The 16,722-nt window shown below is 67.3% G+C and carries 14 protein-coding genes; 12 read left to right on the top strand and 2 right to left on the bottom strand.

Translation table 11 applies throughout. The features are described from left to right. Window positions 1-51: 51 nt before the first annotated feature. From clpA to sbcB, 3 genes are all read left to right on the top strand, one after another. Complete coding sequence (gene clpA / locus J2W36_RS06045) at window positions 52-2,373, top strand: ATP-dependent Clp protease ATP-binding subunit ClpA (RefSeq protein ID WP_307688774.1); 2,322 nt, start codon at window positions 52-54, stop codon at window positions 2,371-2,373. An 83-nt stretch (window positions 2,374-2,456) separates the two neighbouring features. After that, window positions 2,457-3,902, top strand: coding sequence for a cardiolipin synthase (gene cls, locus J2W36_RS06040; protein ID WP_307688773.1), 1,446 nt, complete (start codon window positions 2,457-2,459; stop codon window positions 3,900-3,902). A 6-nt stretch (window positions 3,903-3,908) separates the two neighbouring features. After that, entirely contained in the window at window positions 3,909-5,351 is a 1,443-nt protein-coding gene (sbcB, locus tag J2W36_RS06035) for an exodeoxyribonuclease I (protein WP_307688772.1), read from the top strand. Between the two features lie 42 nt (window positions 5,352-5,393). Here sbcB and gbd read toward each other — a convergent pair whose 3' ends face one another. After that, window positions 5,394-6,530, bottom strand: a complete 1,137-nt coding sequence (gene gbd, locus J2W36_RS06030; protein ID WP_307688771.1) for a 4-hydroxybutyrate dehydrogenase — start codon at window positions 6,528-6,530, stop codon at window positions 5,394-5,396. 191 nt (window positions 6,531-6,721) lie between these two features. Here gbd and J2W36_RS06025 point away from each other — a divergent pair, with 191 nt between their 5' ends. The 6 genes from J2W36_RS06025 to J2W36_RS06000 all read left to right on the top strand — a co-directional run bounded on the left by J2W36_RS06025 (window position 6,722) and on the right by J2W36_RS06000 (window position 12,938). Next, window positions 6,722-7,636, top strand: a complete 915-nt coding sequence (locus J2W36_RS06025; RefSeq protein ID WP_307688832.1) for an alpha/beta hydrolase — start codon at window positions 6,722-6,724, stop codon at window positions 7,634-7,636. Continuing rightward, a complete protein-coding gene (locus J2W36_RS06020; protein WP_307688770.1) occupies window positions 7,633-8,520 on the top strand; it encodes a YbgC/FadM family acyl-CoA thioesterase in 888 nt (295 codons plus the stop codon). The genes J2W36_RS06025 and J2W36_RS06020 overlap by 4 nt, the downstream gene beginning before the upstream one ends. A gap of 5 nt (window positions 8,521-8,525) precedes the next feature. After that, window positions 8,526-9,893: a cache domain-containing protein gene (locus tag J2W36_RS06015; RefSeq protein ID WP_307688769.1), complete on the top strand. Its 1,368-nt coding sequence runs from the start codon at window positions 8,526-8,528 to the stop codon at window positions 9,891-9,893. Further along, window positions 9,890-10,531, top strand: a complete 642-nt coding sequence (locus tag J2W36_RS06010) for a response regulator transcription factor (RefSeq protein WP_307688768.1) — start codon at window positions 9,890-9,892, stop codon at window positions 10,529-10,531. The genes J2W36_RS06015 and J2W36_RS06010 overlap by 4 nt, the downstream gene beginning before the upstream one ends. 131 nt (window positions 10,532-10,662) lie before the next feature. Beyond that, window positions 10,663-12,726 (top strand): carbon starvation CstA family protein, encoded by a 2,064-nt coding sequence (locus J2W36_RS06005; RefSeq protein ID WP_307688767.1) that lies wholly within the window; start codon window positions 10,663-10,665, stop codon window positions 12,724-12,726. Then, a complete protein-coding gene (locus tag J2W36_RS06000) occupies window positions 12,726-12,938 on the top strand; it encodes a YbdD/YjiX family protein (RefSeq protein ID WP_307688766.1) in 213 nt (70 codons plus the stop codon). Before J2W36_RS06005 ends, J2W36_RS06000 begins: the two co-directional genes overlap by 1 nt. Before the next feature lie 36 nt (window positions 12,939-12,974). On the opposite strand, the gene ygfZ is transcribed toward J2W36_RS06000, so the two are convergent. Beyond that, complete coding sequence (ygfZ, locus tag J2W36_RS05995; protein WP_307688765.1) at window positions 12,975-13,931, bottom strand: CAF17-like 4Fe-4S cluster assembly/insertion protein YgfZ; 957 nt, start codon at window positions 13,929-13,931, stop codon at window positions 12,975-12,977. A 94-nt stretch (window positions 13,932-14,025) separates the two neighbouring features. On the opposite strand from ygfZ, the gene mltG reads away from it, so the two are divergent. Genes mltG through J2W36_RS05980 form a run of 3 tightly spaced genes read left to right on the top strand, consistent with a single transcriptional unit; the run spans window position 14,026 to window position 16,699 of the window. After that, complete coding sequence (mltG, locus tag J2W36_RS05990) at window positions 14,026-15,063, top strand: endolytic transglycosylase MltG (RefSeq protein WP_307688764.1); 1,038 nt, start codon at window positions 14,026-14,028, stop codon at window positions 15,061-15,063. Further along, the gene (tmk, locus tag J2W36_RS05985; RefSeq protein ID WP_307688763.1) at window positions 15,060-15,695 is read left to right on the top strand and encodes a dTMP kinase; all 636 of its coding nucleotides are present in this window, start codon (window positions 15,060-15,062) and stop codon (window positions 15,693-15,695) included. The genes mltG and tmk overlap by 4 nt, the downstream gene beginning before the upstream one ends. Then, complete coding sequence (locus J2W36_RS05980; protein WP_307688762.1) at window positions 15,692-16,699, top strand: DNA polymerase III delta subunit-related protein; 1,008 nt, start codon at window positions 15,692-15,694, stop codon at window positions 16,697-16,699. The genes tmk and J2W36_RS05980 overlap by 4 nt, the downstream gene beginning before the upstream one ends. Window positions 16,700-16,722: the final 23 nt, after the last annotated feature.

Genomic DNA, 16,722 nt, shown 5'->3' with positions numbered 1-16,722 from the left:
GCACTCCAACCCATCTGACAATTTATTTACAGCAAGGCAAAAGGAAATCTCATGATTGCCCAGGAACTGGAAGTCAGCTTGCACATGGCCTTTGTCGAGGCCAGGCAGCAGCGCCATGAGTTCATCACGGTAGAGCACCTGTTGCTCGCTTTGCTGGACAACCCGAGTGCCGCAGAAGTGCTGCGGGCCTGCTCGGCCAACGTCGACGACCTGCGCGCGTCGCTGACGAACTTCATCAAGGACAACACGCCTCAGGTGGCGGGTACCGACGACGTCGATACGCAACCCACGCTGGGCTTCCAGCGCGTGATCCAGCGCGCCATCATGCACGTACAGTCCACGGGCAATGGCAAGAAGGAAGTGACCGGCGCGAACGTGCTGGTTGCCATCTTCGGCGAGAAGGATTCGCATGCGGTGTATTACCTCCACCAACAAGGTGTCACACGCCTTGACGTGGTGAATTTCATCGCCCACGGCATCAAGAAGAGCGATCCGCCGGAAGCAGCCAAGGGCAATCCCGAGGCTTCTTCCAGCGAGAACGAAGAGGGCGGTGGTGAGAAGAACGAAAAGGCTTCGCCGCTGGAGCAGTTCACCCAGAACCTCAACCAGATGGCCAAGGATGGAAAGATCGATCCGCTGATCGGCCGCGAGTACGAGGTCGAGCGTGTGATCCAGATCCTGTGCCGTCGGCGCAAGAACAATCCGCTGCTCGTCGGCGAGGCCGGCGTCGGCAAGACTGCCATTGCCGAGGGCCTGGCCTGGCGCATCACGCAAGGGGATGTGCCGGAAATCCTCGCGGAAGCGGTGGTCTATTCGCTGGACATGGGCGCCTTGCTGGCCGGCACCAAGTACCGCGGTGACTTCGAGCAGCGCCTCAAGGGTGTGCTCAAGTCGCTCAAGGACAAGCCGAATGCAGTGCTCTTCATCGATGAAATCCACACGTTGATCGGCGCAGGTGCGGCGTCGGGCGGCACGCTCGACGCATCGAACCTGCTGAAGCCGGCGCTCTCGAGCGGTCAGCTCAAGTGCATCGGCGCGACCACCTTCACCGAATACCGTGGCATCTTCGAGAAGGATGCGGCCCTGTCGCGTCGCTTCCAGAAGGTCGACGTGGTCGAGCCGACGGTGCAGGAAACCGTCGACATCCTCAAGGGCCTGAAGTCGCGCTTCGAGGAACACCATGGCGTGAAGTACGCGGTGGCGGCCCTGCAGGCGGCTGCCGAGCTGAGCGCCAAGTACATCAACGACCGTCACCTGCCCGACAAGGCGATCGACGTGATCGACGAGGCCGGTGCGGCCCAGCGCATCCTGGCGCCGAGCAAGCGCAAGAAGACGATCACCAAGGCCGAGGTCGAGGAAATCGTCGCGAAGATCGCCCGCATTCCCCCGGCCAACGTGTCGAACGACGACCGCGGCAAGCTGCAGACGCTCGAACGCGACCTCAAGAGCGTGGTGTTCGGTCAGGACAAGGCCCTCGAGGTGCTGGCCTCCGCCGTCAAGATGGCGCGTTCGGGCCTGGGCAAGGGCGACAAGCCTATCGGCTCGTTCCTGTTCAGTGGCCCCACCGGCGTCGGCAAGACCGAAGCGGCCAAGCAGCTCGCCTACATCATGGGCATCGAGCTGATCCGCTTCGACATGTCGGAGTACATGGAGCGCCACGCCGTGAGCCGCCTGATCGGCGCGCCTCCGGGCTACGTCGGTTTCGACCAGGGCGGGCTGCTGACCGAGGCCGTCACGAAGAAGCCGCATTGCGTGCTGCTGCTCGACGAAATCGAGAAGGCGCACCCGGACATCTTCAACGTGCTGCTGCAGGTCATGGACCATGGCACGCTGACGGACAACAACGGACGCAAGGCCGACTTCCGCAACGTCATCATCATCATGACGACGAACGCCGGCGCCGAGACCATGAACAAGGCGACCATCGGCTTCACCAACCCGCGCGAGTCGGGCGACGAGATGGCCGACATCAAGCGTCTGTTCACGCCGGAGTTCCGCAATCGGCTGGACGCCACCGTCAGCTTCAAGGCGCTGGACGAATCGATCATCCTGCGGGTCGTCGACAAGTTCCTGTTGCAGCTCGAAACGCAGCTGGCCGAGAAGAAGGTCGACGTCACCTTCACCGATGGCTTGCGCAAGCACCTGGCCAAGAAGGGCTTCGACCCGCTGATGGGTGCGCGGCCGATGCAGCGCCTGATCCAGGACACGATCCGTCGTGCGCTGGCCGACGAGCTGCTCTTCGGTCGCCTGCAGGACGGCGGTCGCCTGACCGTCGACCTCGACGACAAGAACGAAGTGCAGCTCGACATCCAGCCGCTGCCGAAGAAGGAAGGCAAGGCCAAGCCCGAAGCTGAGGAAGCCGCCACGGGTTGACGTCCCGTCGGGTCGTGGACCCGGACTGAAGGCAAAGGCCGGTAGCATCGCAGCTCCCGGCCTTTTTCTTTATCTCCCCCACCTTGACGCTCCCCGAACTCAGCGCTGAATGGAAAACCGGGCTCTCTGTGGCCTGGAGTGCCTACATTGCCGTGCTGTCGGTGTGGATCGTGATGCAAAAGCGCGCACCCGTCTCCACGATGAGCTGGATTCTGTCGCTCGCGCTGCTGCCCTTCGGCGGCTTCATCGTCTACTACTTTCTCGGGCCGCAGCGGCTGAAGAAGCAGCGTCTCAAGCGTCTGCGCAGCCGCGTCAACGCCCAGGCGCAAGCCGACGGCACTGTGTTTCGCCACGCCATCTCTGACGTCCCCACCGCTGTGCGCCAACTCGCTGCGTTGGGAACCGCCGCCTGCGGCATTCCGGTCTCTAGCGCCACGCGTGCCGAGTTGCTGTCGGGTGGCGCTGCCACCTTCGATGCGATCTTCGCAGCCATCCATGCCGCGACCGACCACATCCACCTCGAGTACTACATCTACGAACCCGACCGCATCGGCATCGCCTTGCGCGACCTGCTCATCGAGCGGGCCGGGCAGGGCGTGAAGGTGCGCTTGCTGCTTGATGCGCTGGGCTCCAAGCGCATCGGCCGCACGTTCATGGCACCGCTGCATGCCGCGGGAGTCCAGGTGGCGCTGTTCCACGAGACCCGGATCGGCCGCCGCCTTCGCCCGGTGACGAACTACCGCAGCCACCGCAAGATCGTGGTGTGCGACGGCCGGGTGGGCTTCACCGGCGGGGTGAACATCACCGACGAGGAAGACCGCCGCAAGCGCCCCGACGCCTACCACGATGTGCATCTGCGCTTTGAAGGCATCGCCGTGCGCTGGCTGCAGACCACCTTCCTCGAGGATTGGGCCTACGCCACGGGCGAGAACCTCAAGAACGTCGACCAGACGATCGGCCACATGATGCCGCCCATGGAGGCGGGCGACATTCCGCTGCAGATCGTGACCAGCGGCCCCGACACGCCGCTCGAGGCCATCCACCGCATGCATGTCGCGGCGATCCATTCGGCCGACCGTCGCGCCTGGCTCACCACGCCGTACTTCGTACCCGGCGAACCGGCCCTGATGGCGCTCACCAGCGCCGCGCTGCGTGGCGTCGATGTACGCCTGCTCGTGCCGCGACGCAGCGACTCGGCCATCGTGAGCGCCGCAGCGCGCTCGTACTACGACGAACTGCTGACCGCTGGCGTGAAGATCTGGGAGTACAAGGCGCGCATGCTGCACTCCAAGACGCTGGTGGTCGACGACGACTGCGCCATGATTGGCACCGCCAACTTCGACAACCGCAGTTTTCGCCTGAATTTCGAGGTGATGGCGGTGGTGTATGGTCCGACGCTGGCCCGGCCGCTCGCCGCGCAGTTCGAAACCGACCTGCACAGCGCCGCGCCGGTGCGCGCCCAGCGGCACCAGCCCTTCTGGCGCCGCCTCGGCGACGCGCTCGCCCGTCTGTTTTCCCCTTTGCTCTGACACCGCATGTCCGCACACACCTTTCTCTGGCACGACTACGAAACCTTCGGTGCCGTGCCTCGCCGCGATCGCCCCTCGCAGTTCGCAGCCATCCGCACCGATGCCGAACTCAACGAAGTGGGCGAGCCGCTCATGGTCTATTGCAAGCCAGCCCCGGACTACCTGCCGAGCCCCGAGGCCTGCCTGATCACCGGCATCACCCCCCAGACCTGCCTGGAACGCGGCCTTCCCGAGCATGAATTCGCCTCGCGCATCGAGGCCGCCTTCGCGCAGCCCGGCACCATCGGCGTGGGCTACAACACGATCCGCTTCGACGACGAGGTGACGCGCTTCCTGTTCTGGCGCAACCTGATCGACCCGTACGCCCGCGAATGGCAGAACGACTGCGGCCGGTGGGACCTGCTCGATGTGGTGCGCCTGACCTATGCGTTGCGACCGGATGGCATCCAGTGGCCAACGAAGGAAGACGGCAAGCCCAGCTTCAAGCTCGGCGACCTGGCGCGCGCCAACGGGCTGCTGCACGAAGCCGCGCACGATGCGCTGTCGGACGTGCGCGCCACCATCGCGCTGGCCCGGCTCATCCGCAACGCGCAGCCGCGGCTCTTCGATTTTGCTTTCGGCCTGCACCGCAAGGACCGGGTGGCGAGCGAGCTCGGCCTGCCGGCCACGCGCGAGACGGCCAAGCCCTTCCTCCACGTGTCGGGCATGTTTCCGGCCGAGCGCGGCTGCCTCGCCGTGATGTGGCCGCTGGCCAGCCACCCGACGAACAAGAACGAGCTGCTGGCCTGGGACCTCGCACACGACCCCAGCGAACTGCGCGACATGGACGTACCTACGCTGCGCCAGCGCCTCTTCACCCGCACCGCCGAACTGCCCGAGGGCGTGGTCCGGCTGCCGATCAAGGGCATCCACCTGAACAAGTCGCCGATGGTGGTGGGCAACCTCAAGACGCTGGCCCCGGCGATGGCCGCGCGCTGGAACATCGACCTCGACACCGCCATGCGCCACGCCGCCCTCGCCCAGGGCCTGCCCGACATGAGCGCCATCTGGACGCAGGTTTACGAGCGCCCGAAGGAGGCCGCGCCCGATGTTGACGAAGACCTGTACGGCGGCTTCGTCGGCAATGCCGACCGGCGGCGGCTGAACCAGCTGCGCGGCCTGTCGCCGGCCGAACTGGCGCTGTCGCGCACCGGTTTCGACGACCCTCGGCTCGAAGAGATCCTGTTTCGCTACCGTGCCCGCAACTTCGTCGAAACGCTCACGCCCGACGAGGCCGAGCGCTGGGAAGCGCACCGCGCGGCGCGCCTGATGGAAGGCGAGGGCGGTGCGCGCAATGTCGATCAGTTCTTTGCCGAGATCGACGCTGCGGCCGAGACGACCGACGAGCGTGGCGAGGAATTGCTGGGCCTGCTGTATGAGTATGCCGAGGCGATCGCGCCGTCGCCCTGAATCAGCGCAAATCTGGAAGCATCGACGCCTTACATTGACGCTTTACATCGACGCCGTGAGCATCTCGCGGTAGTCCTCGCGGGTGGCCAGGCGCGGGTTGGTCTTGTGGCAGTGGTCGGCCATGGCCCCGTCGATCACTTGCTCGAACAACGCTGGCGTCACACCGACCTCGGCCAGACCGGTGGGCAGGCCCAGACGCGCGCTCATGTCGCGGATGGCGTCGCCCAGGTCGCCCGCGGAATCGAGATGCATGGCCTGGGCCATGCGCTGCAGGCGCTGCTCTTTCTGCACCGATTCGGCGCCCGCGTTGAAGCGGATCACCGCCGGCAGGAAGAGGGCGTTGAGCGTGCCGTGGTGCAGCCGTGGATCCACGCCGCCCAGGCTGTGGCTGAGCGAATGCACGCAGCCCAGGCCCTTCTGGAAGGCCATGGCACCCTGCATGGATGCGCTCATGAGGTTCAGTCTCGCCTCGCGGTCCTGGCCGTCCTTCGTGGCGCGCTCGATGTGGCCCCAGGCACGCTCCAGCCCGTCGAGCGCGATGCCGTCGGCCGGCGGGTTGAAGGCGGCCGACATGAAGGTTTCCATGCAGTGCGCGATCGCGTCCATGCCGGTGGCGGCCGTCAGGCGCGGCGGCAGGCCCAGCGTGAGTTCTGGGTCGCAGATGGCCGCCTTGGGCAGGATGTGCCAGCTGTGGAAGCCAAGCTTGCGGTGGTCGTCGACGATCACGATGGCGCCACGCGCCACCTCGCTGCCGGTGCCGCTGGTGGTGGGCACGGCAATCAGCGGCACCACGTTTTCAGTGATGAGCGCCGAGCCGCCTTCGATGGTTGCGTAGGTCTTGAGCGGCCCCTCGTGCGTCGCGGCAATCGCCACGCCCTTGGCACAGTCGATGGCAGAGCCCCCACCCACGGCGATCAGACCGTCGCAACGGCCGCTGCGGTACACCGCAACGGCCGCGCGCACGGCCGCCTCGGTCGGATTGGACGGCGTCTCATCGAACACGGCCACCGGCAGGTCGCCCAGTGCATCCAGCGCCTTCTGCAGGATGCCGGCAGCACGCACACCCGCGTCGGTGACGATCAGCGGCCGCTGGATGCCGATGCGCGTGCACTCGCTGGCTAGCAGGCGCACCGCGCCGAATTCGAACTGGATCTGGGTCAGGTACTGAATGAGGGCCATGGGTCTGCAGGATCGGTGATGGAGTGGAAAGAAAAAAGCGGATGGCGAGAGCGTTACGATTTGCGGATTCCGAATCCTCTACCCTAACCACAGGAGCCGAACTTGCCCATGAAAAAAACCCTTGCCGTTGTCGCGCCGGGCGCGTGCGCCGCGCAACGTGTCCAAGGGATGCGCCTGTGCTGACGGCCAAGATGGCGGACGTGGTCGCGCGCATGGCGCGTGCGCGCCATCCGGCCTTGCGCCACCTCACCCCGGCGCAGGCCAAGGCGTCGTATGAAAAGGGCGCGGGCGTGCTCGAGGTGCCCAAGCCGGAGCTCGAGCGCATCGAGGATTTCCGGGTCCCCGCACGCGACGGCACCGCGCTCGCGGCGCGGCTGTACGCACCGTCGCACGCGCGACTGCCGTTTCTGCTGTACTTCCACGGCGGCGGCTTCACCGTTGGCAGCATCGCCACGCATGACACGCTCTGCCGCGTGCTGGCCGAACGCAGCGGCTGTGCGGTGGTCTCGCTGGACTACCGCCTGGCGCCCGAACACAAGTTTCCGACCGCCCACGACGACGCCTGGGACGCACTGCAGTACCTCGCGGCCGAGGCCGCATCGCTGGGCCTGGACAGCACGCGCCTGGCCGTCGGTGGCGACAGTGCGGGCGGCACCCTGGCCGCGTCCTGCGCCGTGATGGCACGCGACGCGCGCTTGCCGCTGGCCCTGCAGCTGCTGTTCTACCCGGGCACCGCTGCGCACCAGGACACCCCATCGCACGCACGTTTCGCCGACGGCCCGCTGCTCGACGAGCCGACCATCACCTGGTTCTTCAGCCAGTACGTGCGCACACCGGCCGACCGCAACGACTGGCGTTTTGCGCCATTGCACGCCGACGATGTCGACGGCGTGGCGCCCGCCTGGATCGGCCTGGCCGAGGCCGACCCGCTGGTCGACGAAGGTATCGCCTATGCCGACAAGCTGCGCGCGGCCGGCGTGGCTGTCGACCTGGAGATCTACCGCGGCGTGATCCACGAATTCATCAAGATGGGTCGCGCCATTCCCCAGGCGCTGCAGGCCCACACCGACGCCGCACACGCCATGACCCAAGCACTCCAGCCATGACCCACTCTTCTCCTGCATCCCCCGTGCGCCGCGCCGACTTCCGCTTCTTCCACCGCCTGCGCGTGCGCTGGGCCGAGGTCGACATGCAGAAGATCGTCTTCAACGCGCACTACCTGATGTACTTCGACACGGCCATCGCCGACTACTGGCGTGCGCTGGCATTGCCCTATGAGGAGTCGATGCAGTCGCTCGACGGCGACCTGTACGTGCGCAAGGCCACCATCGAATTCAACGCGTCGGCGCATCTGGACGACCTGCTCGACGTTGCCATGCGCTGTGTGCGGGTGGGGACGTCGTCCATCGTGTTCCATGGCGCGCTGTTCCGTGGCGACCAGTTGCTGGTGACCTGCGAGCTGGTCTACGTCTTCGCCGATCCGGCCACGCAGACCTCGCGGCCGGTGCCCGACGCCCTGCGCGCCATCTTCACCGGCTACGAGGCAGGCGAGCCGATGCGCACCGTGCAGACCGGCGATTGGCAGGCGCTCGGACGCGATGCAGGCGCGCTGCGTCGCATGGTGTTCGTCAAGGAGCAGAACATTCCTGAAGCGCTGGAGTGGGACGAGCACGACACCACTGCGCTGCACGCGGTGGCGCGCAACCGGCTCGGCCGCGCAATCGGCACCGCGCGCCTGGTGGCCGAGGCACCGGGCCTGGGGCGCATCGGCCGCATGGCCGTGCACCGCACGGTGCGCGGTGGCGGCCATGGTGCAGCGGTGCTGGGTGCGCTCGAAGAAGCGGCCCGCGCCCGTGGTGACCATACCGTGATGCTGCACGCGCAACGCAGCGCCGAGGCCTTCTACGCGCGCCTGGGTTACGTGCCGCATGGCGAACCCTTCGAAGAGGCGGGCATCGCGCACATCGAGATGCGGCGGGCGCTGGTCTAGTGGCCATGGGGCTGCGTACCAAGATCGTGGTGCTGGCCGTGGCACCGCTGATCGTCGCGCTCGCGCTGGTGGCGATGGCGGTCCACCACCAGCAGCGCGATCTGGCGGCCCGCGAGCGCGAGGTCGTCGAGCGCAACATGCTCGCGCAGCGCCGCGCCGAACTGCGCAGCTACGTCGACCTGGCGGCGAGCACGGTGCGCTCGCTTCATGACGCGGACACGGCCGGCAGCAATGTCGCATCGCGCGACGAGGCGTTGCGCCGGCTGGCTGCGCTCGACTACGGCAGCGACGGCTACTTCTTCGTCTACGACATGCAGGGGCGCGTGCTGATGCATTCGCGCCAGCCCGAACTCGTGGGGCGCAACCTTTGGGACCTGCGCGACTCGCAAGGCCGGCCCACCATCCAGGAACTGATCGAACAGGCGCGACGCGGTGGCGGTTTCGTCGAATACGAGTGGCGCAAACCGTCGAGCACCGAACTCGCACCCAAGCTCGGCTATGTGACCACGCTGCCGCGCTGGAACTGGATGATGGGCACCGGCATCTACCTGGACGACGTCGAAACCACGATGCAGGCCGTGCAAAAGCAGGTGAGCGACAACGTGGGCACCACCATGCTCTGGATCGCCGCCATCGCCGCCATCGGCCTGGGCACGGTGAGCGCGGCCGGCGTGCTGCTCAACCTCAGCGAGCACAAGGTCGCCGAGGCGCGGCTTCGCGTGCTGACCCGCCAGGTCGTGCGCTCGCAGGAGGACGAGCGCGGCCACCTGTCGCGCGAGTTGCACGATGGCGTGAGCCAGACGCTGGTGTCGGCCAAGCTCCTGATCGAGTCGGCCGTCGACACGCTGGAACGCGCCGCTCAGGTGGTACCGGCCACGTTGCTGAAAGCGCAGCAGCGGCTCAACGAATCGCTGGCCGAGGTGCGCGGCATCTCGCACCGGCTGCGGCCGGCCCTGCTGGATACGCTCGGCCTGCCGGCCGCGCTGGAACACCTGGGTGCGGAATTTGGCGAAGAGGGCACCGTGCGGGCGGAGGTGCGCATCGAGGGGGCACCCTTCGACCTGCCGCAGGAAGTGAACACCGCGTTCTTTCGTGTGGCACAGGAAGCGCTCACGAATGTGCGCAAGCATGCCCATGCCCGACAGGTGGGCGTGGTGCTCGCGTTCCGGCGCGACGGTGTGCAACTGGAGATTGGCGACGACGGCTGCGGCTTCGACCCCGAGGCCTTGCGGCTCGATCCGAACCGAGGCATCGGCCTGCGCAACATGCGCGAGCGGCTGGACGCCATCGGTGGCCGGCTCGACGTGCGCGCGGACGGGCAGGGCACGCGCATCGTCGCGAGCGCACCCGTGGCAGGATGGACGGCTGCATGAGCCATCCTGCGCCACCCATCCGACTGTTCCTCGTCGACGACCATCCGCTGGTGCGCGATGGCCTGCGTGCCCGGCTCGGTGCGCTTCCCGGCCTGGAGATTGCCGGCGAAGCCGGGAGCGGACAGGAAGCGCTGGCGCTCATCGCCACGCTGCGTCCGCATCTGGTGCTGACCGACGTCGGCATGAAGGACATGAACGGCATCGAACTTGCTGCGCAATTGCTGGCGCGCGATCCGTCGCTGCATGTCGTGATGCTGAGCATGTACGACAACCCCGAATACGTGCAGCGTTCCTTGCAGGCGGGCGCGCGAGGCTATGTGCTCAAGGATGCGCCGGCAGCGGAAATCGTGGCCGCCATCGAGGCTGTCTCCGGTGGGGGCACCTTCCTCAGTCCGGCCGTCTCGCAGCGCCTTTTTCGCAATCAGTCGCAGCGCCCGACGCTCACGCCGCGCGAAAGCGAGATCCTCACGGCGCTCGGGCGTGGCGAGTCGAGCAAGCAGATCGCGCGCGATCTTGGCCTGAGCGTGCGCACGGTGGAGGCGCATCGCCAGAGCATCAAGCGCCGGCTGGGCATCGAGGGGCAGGCCGAACTGATCAAGTACGCGGTGGAGCACGCCCGGCAGTTCGAGGCGCGCTGACCTCGATTAAGGGTTTTCCCTTAAGAGTCTTCCCTTACGAAGTAGCGCGCAGTCCGGATGCGTGGTGAGACGGATGCTGCGAGGGGACAAGCCGGGAACACTCCAGGAACTTTTTCCTGGAGACAAATACGATGCAGAGCATCCGCCGCCACCTCGTGTGGATCGTCGTCGCCCTCGTGGGCGCCTTCGCGCTCGGAACCGTGGCCCTGGCCCGCGGCGAGGCGATCAGCGCGTTGTGGATCGTGGTTGCCGCCGTGTGCGTCTACCTGATCGCCTACCGCTACTACAGCCTGTTCATCGCCGACAAGGTGCTGGGGCTGGACGCATGGCGCAAGACGCCAGCGCACCGTCACAACGACGGCCTGGACTATGTGCCGACCGACAAGAATGTGCTGTTCGGCCACCACTTCGCAGCCATCGCAGGCGCGGGGCCGCTGGTCGGCCCGGTGCTGGCCGCGCAGATGGGCTACCTGCCCGGACTGCTCTGGATCCTGGCCGGCGTGGTCTTTGCCGGCGCGGTGCAGGACTTCATCATCCTGTTCATTTCGACCCGCCGGGACGGCCGCTCGCTGGGCGACCTGATCAAGCAGGAAATGGGCATCGTGCCCGGCATGATCGCGCTGTTCGGCACTTTCATGATCATGATCATCATCCTGGCGGTGCTGGCGCTGATCGTGGTCAAGGCGCTGGCCGAATCGCCCTGGGGCGCCTTCACGGTGGCCGCCACGATTCCGGTCGCGCTCTTCATGGGCGTGTACCTGCGCTATCTGCGCCCAGGCCGCATCGGCGAGGTGTCGGTGATCGGCTTCGTGCTGCTGATGCTGGCCATCTTCGGCGGCCAGGCCGTCAGCCAGAACCCCGAATGGGCCGCGCTCTTCACCTTCGACGGCAAGGCGCTGACCTGGATGCTGATCGGCTACGGCTTCATTGCCGCCACCTTGCCGGTGTGGCTGCTGCTGGCGCCGCGCGACTACCTGTCGACCTTCCTGAAGATCGGCACCATCCTTGCGCTGGCCGTCGGCATCGTGTTCGTCGCGCCGACGCTTCAGATGCCGGCCATCACGCAGTTCGCGCAGGGCAATGGCCCGGTGTGGTCGGGCAGCCTGTTCCCGTTCCTGTTCATCACTATCGCCTGCGGCGCGGTGTCCGGCTTCCATGCGCTGATTTCCTCGGGCACCACGCCCAAGATGCTGGACAACGAATCGCATGCGCGTTTCATCGGCTACGGCGGCATGCTGGCCGAATCCTTCGTGGCCGTGATGGCTCTGGTGGCGGCCGCATGCATCGAGCCCGGCATCTACTTCGCCATGAACAGCCCGGCCGCACTGGTCGGCTCGACGCCGGTCCAGGTCGCCCAGACCATCTCCAGCTGGGGCTTCGTCGTGACGCCCGAGATGCTGATCCAGACCGCCAAGGACGTGGGCGAAACCACCATCCTCGGGCGCACCGGCGGCGCACCGACGCTGGCCGTCGGCATGGCGCACATCCTGCACCAGGCGCTCGGCGGCCCCGGCATGATGGCCTTCTGGTACCACTTTGCGATCCTGTTCGAGGCGCTCTTCATCCTGACCGCGGTGGATGCGGGCACGCGTGCCGGCCGCTTCATGCTGCAGGATCTGTTGGGCAGCTTCGTGCCCGCGCTGGGCAAGACCGATTCGCTGCCGGCCAACCTGATCGCCACGGCGCTCACGGTCGCGGCCTGGGGTTACTTCCTCTACCAGGGCGTGGTCGATCCGTTGGGCGGCATCAACACGCTGTGGCCGCTGTTCGGCATCTCCAACCAGATGCTGGCCGCCGTGGCGCTGATGCTGGGCACCGTCGTGCTGTTCCGCATGAAGCGCGAGCGTTATGCCTGGGTGGCGCTGGTGCCCACGGTCTGGCTGCTCGCCTGCACGCTGACCGCCGGCTGGCTGAAGATCTTCTCGTCCGATCCGAAGGTCGGCTTCCTGGCCCACGCGACCCGTTACGCGGACGGCCTGAAGCAGGGCGTGCTGATCGCCCCAGCGAAGACGCCCGAAGCGATGTCGCGCATCGTGTTCAACGACCGCCTGGACGCCGCTCTCTGCGCGTTGTTCATCTTCGTGGTGCTGAGCGTGCTGGTCTACAGCGTGCGCGCCTGCCTGGCCGCCCGCGCGTCGAACAGGCCGACCGTCACCGAGACGCCGTTCGAGCTGATGGCGCTACCCGCCAAGTGATGAGCACCGGCATGAGCCTGCCGGAGACCGGCCGCTACCTGGGCCGGCAACTGGCGCAGTCGCTGCGCCTCATGGTCGGCCAGCCCGACTACGGTGGCTACCTGCGCCACATGCAGGCCACCCATCCCGACCAGACGCCGATGACGGAAAAGGCGTTCTTCAGGGAACGCGAGCAGGCGCGCTACGGCGGTGGAAAAGGGCGCTGCTGCTGAGGCAGTCCATGCCTCGCGCGCGCCGCGCGACCTCGGTCAGATGTCGGCCAGCAGTTCGTAGGGCAACGGTTCGACCGTGAGCGCCGGGCCGGTCGCACTGCCGGCGTGCAGCCCGCCGGCTTCGAGCGCGGCGATCTGCATCGACACGAGTGCGGCCCAGCGGCCGTCGGGCGCCTGCGCGGCCTGCACCACGGTGCCCACCGGCTGCTCGGCGTCGCCTGCGGCAAACACTTCCTGGCCCGCTTCGACTGGCGCCTGGGCCGTGACCACATAGGCGCGACGCTTGAGCGTGCCGCGGAACTGGCTGCGAGCCACCACCTCCTGGCCGGGGTAGCAGCCCTTCTTGAAGTTCACGCCACCGACCGATTCGTAATTCAGCATCTGCGGCACGAAGGCATCGAGCACCGGCGTGCTCAGCATGGCGATGCCGCTGCGCACGTCGCTCCATTGCCAGAGCGTGGGGTCGAGCGCGTCCCCGGTCGGCTGCGGCGCGCCGGGCGGTGCGATCCACAGGGCGCGCGGCACGCCATCGGCCGGGTAGAGCGACACGACGCTGGCTTCGGCGGGCTCGACGGCGTCCTCGTGCACCGCAGCCGGCACCGCCCAGCGCCGCCCCGGCGCCGCGACCGCATCGACACCGTTGGCCGCGAGTGCGCTGCCGGCGAGGCCGAACAGGGCCACCTCTTCGGTGACGTCGCTGAGCTTGACCTTGGCGCGCAGCACATACATCGACAGGCGCTTGAGCGTCGCCGCCAGGATGTCGCGGTTGCAGACCAGCAGCACCTGCTCTTTTTCAGGCCGGATCCCGATGAAGCTGGCGATCATGCGGCCCTTGGCCGTGCACAGCGCGGCCAGGCGCGCCTCGCCTGTGCCCAGCAGGGCGAAATCCTGCGTGAGCTGCCCGTGCAGGAAGCTGGCGGCATCGGGGCCTGCGGCGCGGATCACGCCGAGGTGGGAAAGGGCTGTAACACCCTGAAGGACGGCAGAGGTCATGGCTGAATTATCATGGCTGGCTCGTTTCCCCAGGCCCGAAGGGCTTCCCGACTCCCCCTTCATCCTCTTCTATCCCCCTCAACGAGCCCCGTTCGTGCGTCGATTCTTCCTTTCTCTTTTCCTGCTGTGCGCGCTGGTCGTGCTCGGCGGCGGCGCGGCCGCGCTGTGGTGGGTGAACCACCCGCTCAAGCTGCCCGCGCCCTCGGTCGATCTTTCCATCGAGCCGGGCACCACGCCGCGTGGCACCGCCAAGGCTGTCGCCGACACCGGCACCGACGTGCCGCCGCAGTTGCTCTATGCTTGGTTCCGCTTCTCAGGTCAGGACCGGCAGATCCGCGCCGGCAGCTACGAACTGGAGCGCGGCATCACACCGCGCGAACTGCTCAACGTGTTGGTGCGCGGCGAGGAAGCCACGCGCAGTGTCGTGCTGGTCGAAGGCTGGAACTTCCGTCAGGTGCGCGCCGCGCTGGCCAAGGCCGACCAGCTCAAGTCGGATACCGTGGGTGAGAGCGACGAGGCGCTGATGGCCCGGTTGGGAAAGCCCGGCCTGCTCCCCGAGGGCCGTTTCTTTCCCGACACGTACACCTATTCAAAAGGTTCGACCGACGTTGCCTTGCTGCAGCGCGCCATGCGGGCCATGGACAAGAAGCTCGATGCTGCCTGGGCCGCGCGGGCCGCTGACCTGCCGCTCAAGTCGGCCGAAGAAGCGCTGATTCTGGCCAGCATTGTCGAAAAGGAGACGGGCAAAGCCAATGATCGCCCCGAAGTGGCCGCCGTGTTCGTCAACCGGCTGCGCATCGGCATGCCGCTGCAGACCGACCCGACGGTGATTTACGGACTGGGGCCGGCCTTCGACGGCAACCTGCGCAAGAAAGACCTGCAGACCGACACGCCCTGGAACACCTACACCCGCGGCGGCCTGCCGCCCACGCCGATCGCGATGCCAGGCAAGGCGGCGCTGCTGGCTGCTGTGCAGCCGGCGCGCAGCAAGGCGCTCTATTTCGTGGCGCGCGGCGACGGCACCAGCCAGTTCAGCAGCTCGCTCGACGACCACAACCGTGCCGTCAACCGCTACCAGCGCGGCGGCGGCAGCGCTGCAACCGATTCCAACATCCGGAGCCTAGGTCAATGAGTGGACTTTTCCTGTCGCTGGAAGGCATCGATGGGGCCGGCAAGTCCAGCCACATCGATGCACTCGAAGCCTTGTTCCGCGCCCATGGTCGGCAGGTCGTGCGTACGCGCGAGCCCGGCGGCACGCCACTGGCGGAAACGCTGCGCAGCCTGGTGCTCGACCAGCCGATGGACCCGCTGACCGAATCGCTGCTGGTGTTCGCAGCGCGCCGCGACCATGTGGTGCAGGTGATCGCACCGGCGCTGGCGCGCGGCGACGTTGTGCTGTGCGATCGCTTCACTGATGCCACTTTTGCCTACCAGGGAGGAGGGCGTGGCTTCGACCTCGACGTGCTGGCCACGCTGGAGCGCTGGGTGCAGTGGGGTGCGGCCGAGGCCGAGGTGCTGCTGCAGCCCGCAATCACCCTCTGGTTCGACCTGCCCGCCGAAGTGGCGGCCGAACGCCTGGCGGGCGCCCGCGTGCCCGACCGCTTCGAATCGCAGCCGCTGGAATTCTTTCGGCGCGTGGCGGCCGGCTATGCGGCGCGCGCCGCGCAGTCCGACCGTTTCGCTCGCATCGATGCGGGCCAGTCGCGCGACCAGGTCTGGCAGCAGGTCCTCATCGCGCTCCACCAACGCAAGCTGATCGCATGAAGCCACTGGCGCCCTGGCTCCTCACGCCGCTGTCCGATCTGCTTCGCCAACGCGGCCACGCCTGGCTGCTGCAGGGGCCCTCGGGCCTGGGCCAGTACGAACTGGCATTGGCGCTGGCCGCCACTTGGCTGTGCGAGCAGCCCGGCCCGCAAGGCGCCTGCGGCCAATGCAACAGTTGCCATGCGATCGACGTGCGCACGCATGCCGACTTGGCCGTGCTCATGCCCGAGACCGCGATGATGGCGCTCGGCTGGCCCCTGGATGAAAAAACCCAGTCCGACCTGGACGACAAGAAGCGCAAGCCCAGCCGCGAGATCCGGGTCGAAGCCATGCGCGACACCGTCGGATTCGTGCAGCGCACCAGCGCCCGCGGATGCGGCAAGGTCGTGTTGGTGTACCCGGCCGAGCGCATGAACGCGATCACGGCCAACGCGCTGCTCAAGACGCTCGAGGAGCCCGTTGGCGACGTGCGTTTCGTGCTGGCCAGCGAGGCCGCCTGGCAGTTGCTGCCGACCATCCGCAGCCGCTGCCTCGGCTTCACCCTGCCGTGGCCCGACGCCGACGCCGCGGTGGGCTGGCTGGTGGCCCAGGGCATTCCCGTGGCCGACGCACCCGGCCTGCTGCGTGTGGCGGGCGGCCGGCCAAGCGATGCGCTGCGCCTGGCCAGCGAAGGCCACTCGGCCAAGGCCTGGTCGCTGCTGCCCAAGGCGATGGCGCGCGGCGAGGTGGGCGCGCTGGCCGAGCGCGCGCCGGCCCAGGCCATCGATGCGCTGCAAAAGCTCTGCCATGACCTGATGGCCGTTGGCGCCGGTGCCGCGCCGCGCTTCTTTGCGCCCGACGACTTGCCGGCCATTCCGTCGCGGCTGGCGCTGGCGCGATGGTCCAAGTCGCTCGCGCAGGCTGCGCGCACGGCCGAACACCCCTTCAACGCCGGCCTGATGCTCGAGGCGTTGGTCAGCGAGGCGCGCAATGCCTTGGCGCCGCCGGCCACGCGCCGTGCCTGATTCCAGGCGCCTGGGCCAAATAA

This window comes from Variovorax ginsengisoli (genome assembly GCF_030811835.1).
Taxonomy (GTDB): Bacteria; Pseudomonadota; Gammaproteobacteria; order Burkholderiales; family Burkholderiaceae_C; genus Variovorax; species Variovorax ginsengisoli_C.
Note: the sequence above shows the minus strand (reverse complement) of the source record. Positions and strands in the feature narration are given on the sequence as shown.

Bases quoted from the DNA above. Each gene is read 5' to 3' on its own strand.
- J2W36_RS06015 (WP_307688769.1), top strand. From the start codon at position 8,526: ATGGGGCTGCGTACCAAGATCGTGGTGCTGGCCGTGGCACCGCTGATC.
- J2W36_RS06005 (WP_307688767.1), top strand. From the start codon at position 10,663: ATGCAGAGCATCCGCCGCCACCTCGTGTGGATCGTCGTCGCCCTCGTG.
- J2W36_RS06000 (WP_307688766.1), top strand. From the start codon at position 12,726: ATGAGCACCGGCATGAGCCTGCCGGAGACCGGCCGCTACCTGGGCCGG.
- J2W36_RS05980 (WP_307688762.1), top strand. From the start codon at position 15,692: ATGAAGCCACTGGCGCCCTGGCTCCTCACGCCGCTGTCCGATCTGCTT.
- tmk (WP_307688763.1), top strand. From the start codon at position 15,060: ATGAGTGGACTTTTCCTGTCGCTGGAAGGCATCGATGGGGCCGGCAAG.
- J2W36_RS06010 (WP_307688768.1), top strand. From the start codon at position 9,890: ATGAGCCATCCTGCGCCACCCATCCGACTGTTCCTCGTCGACGACCAT.
- ygfZ (WP_307688765.1), bottom strand. From the start codon at position 13,931: ATGACCTCTGCCGTCCTTCAGGGTGTTACAGCCCTTTCCCACCTCGGC.
- gbd (WP_307688771.1), bottom strand. From the start codon at position 6,530: ATGGCCCTCATTCAGTACCTGACCCAGATCCAGTTCGAATTCGGCGCG.
- clpA (WP_307688774.1), top strand. From the start codon at position 52: ATGATTGCCCAGGAACTGGAAGTCAGCTTGCACATGGCCTTTGTCGAG.
- J2W36_RS06020 (WP_307688770.1), top strand. From the start codon at position 7,633: ATGACCCACTCTTCTCCTGCATCCCCCGTGCGCCGCGCCGACTTCCGC.
- sbcB (WP_307688772.1), top strand. From the start codon at position 3,909: ATGTCCGCACACACCTTTCTCTGGCACGACTACGAAACCTTCGGTGCC.
- J2W36_RS06025 (WP_307688832.1), top strand. From the start codon at position 6,722: ATGGCGGACGTGGTCGCGCGCATGGCGCGTGCGCGCCATCCGGCCTTG.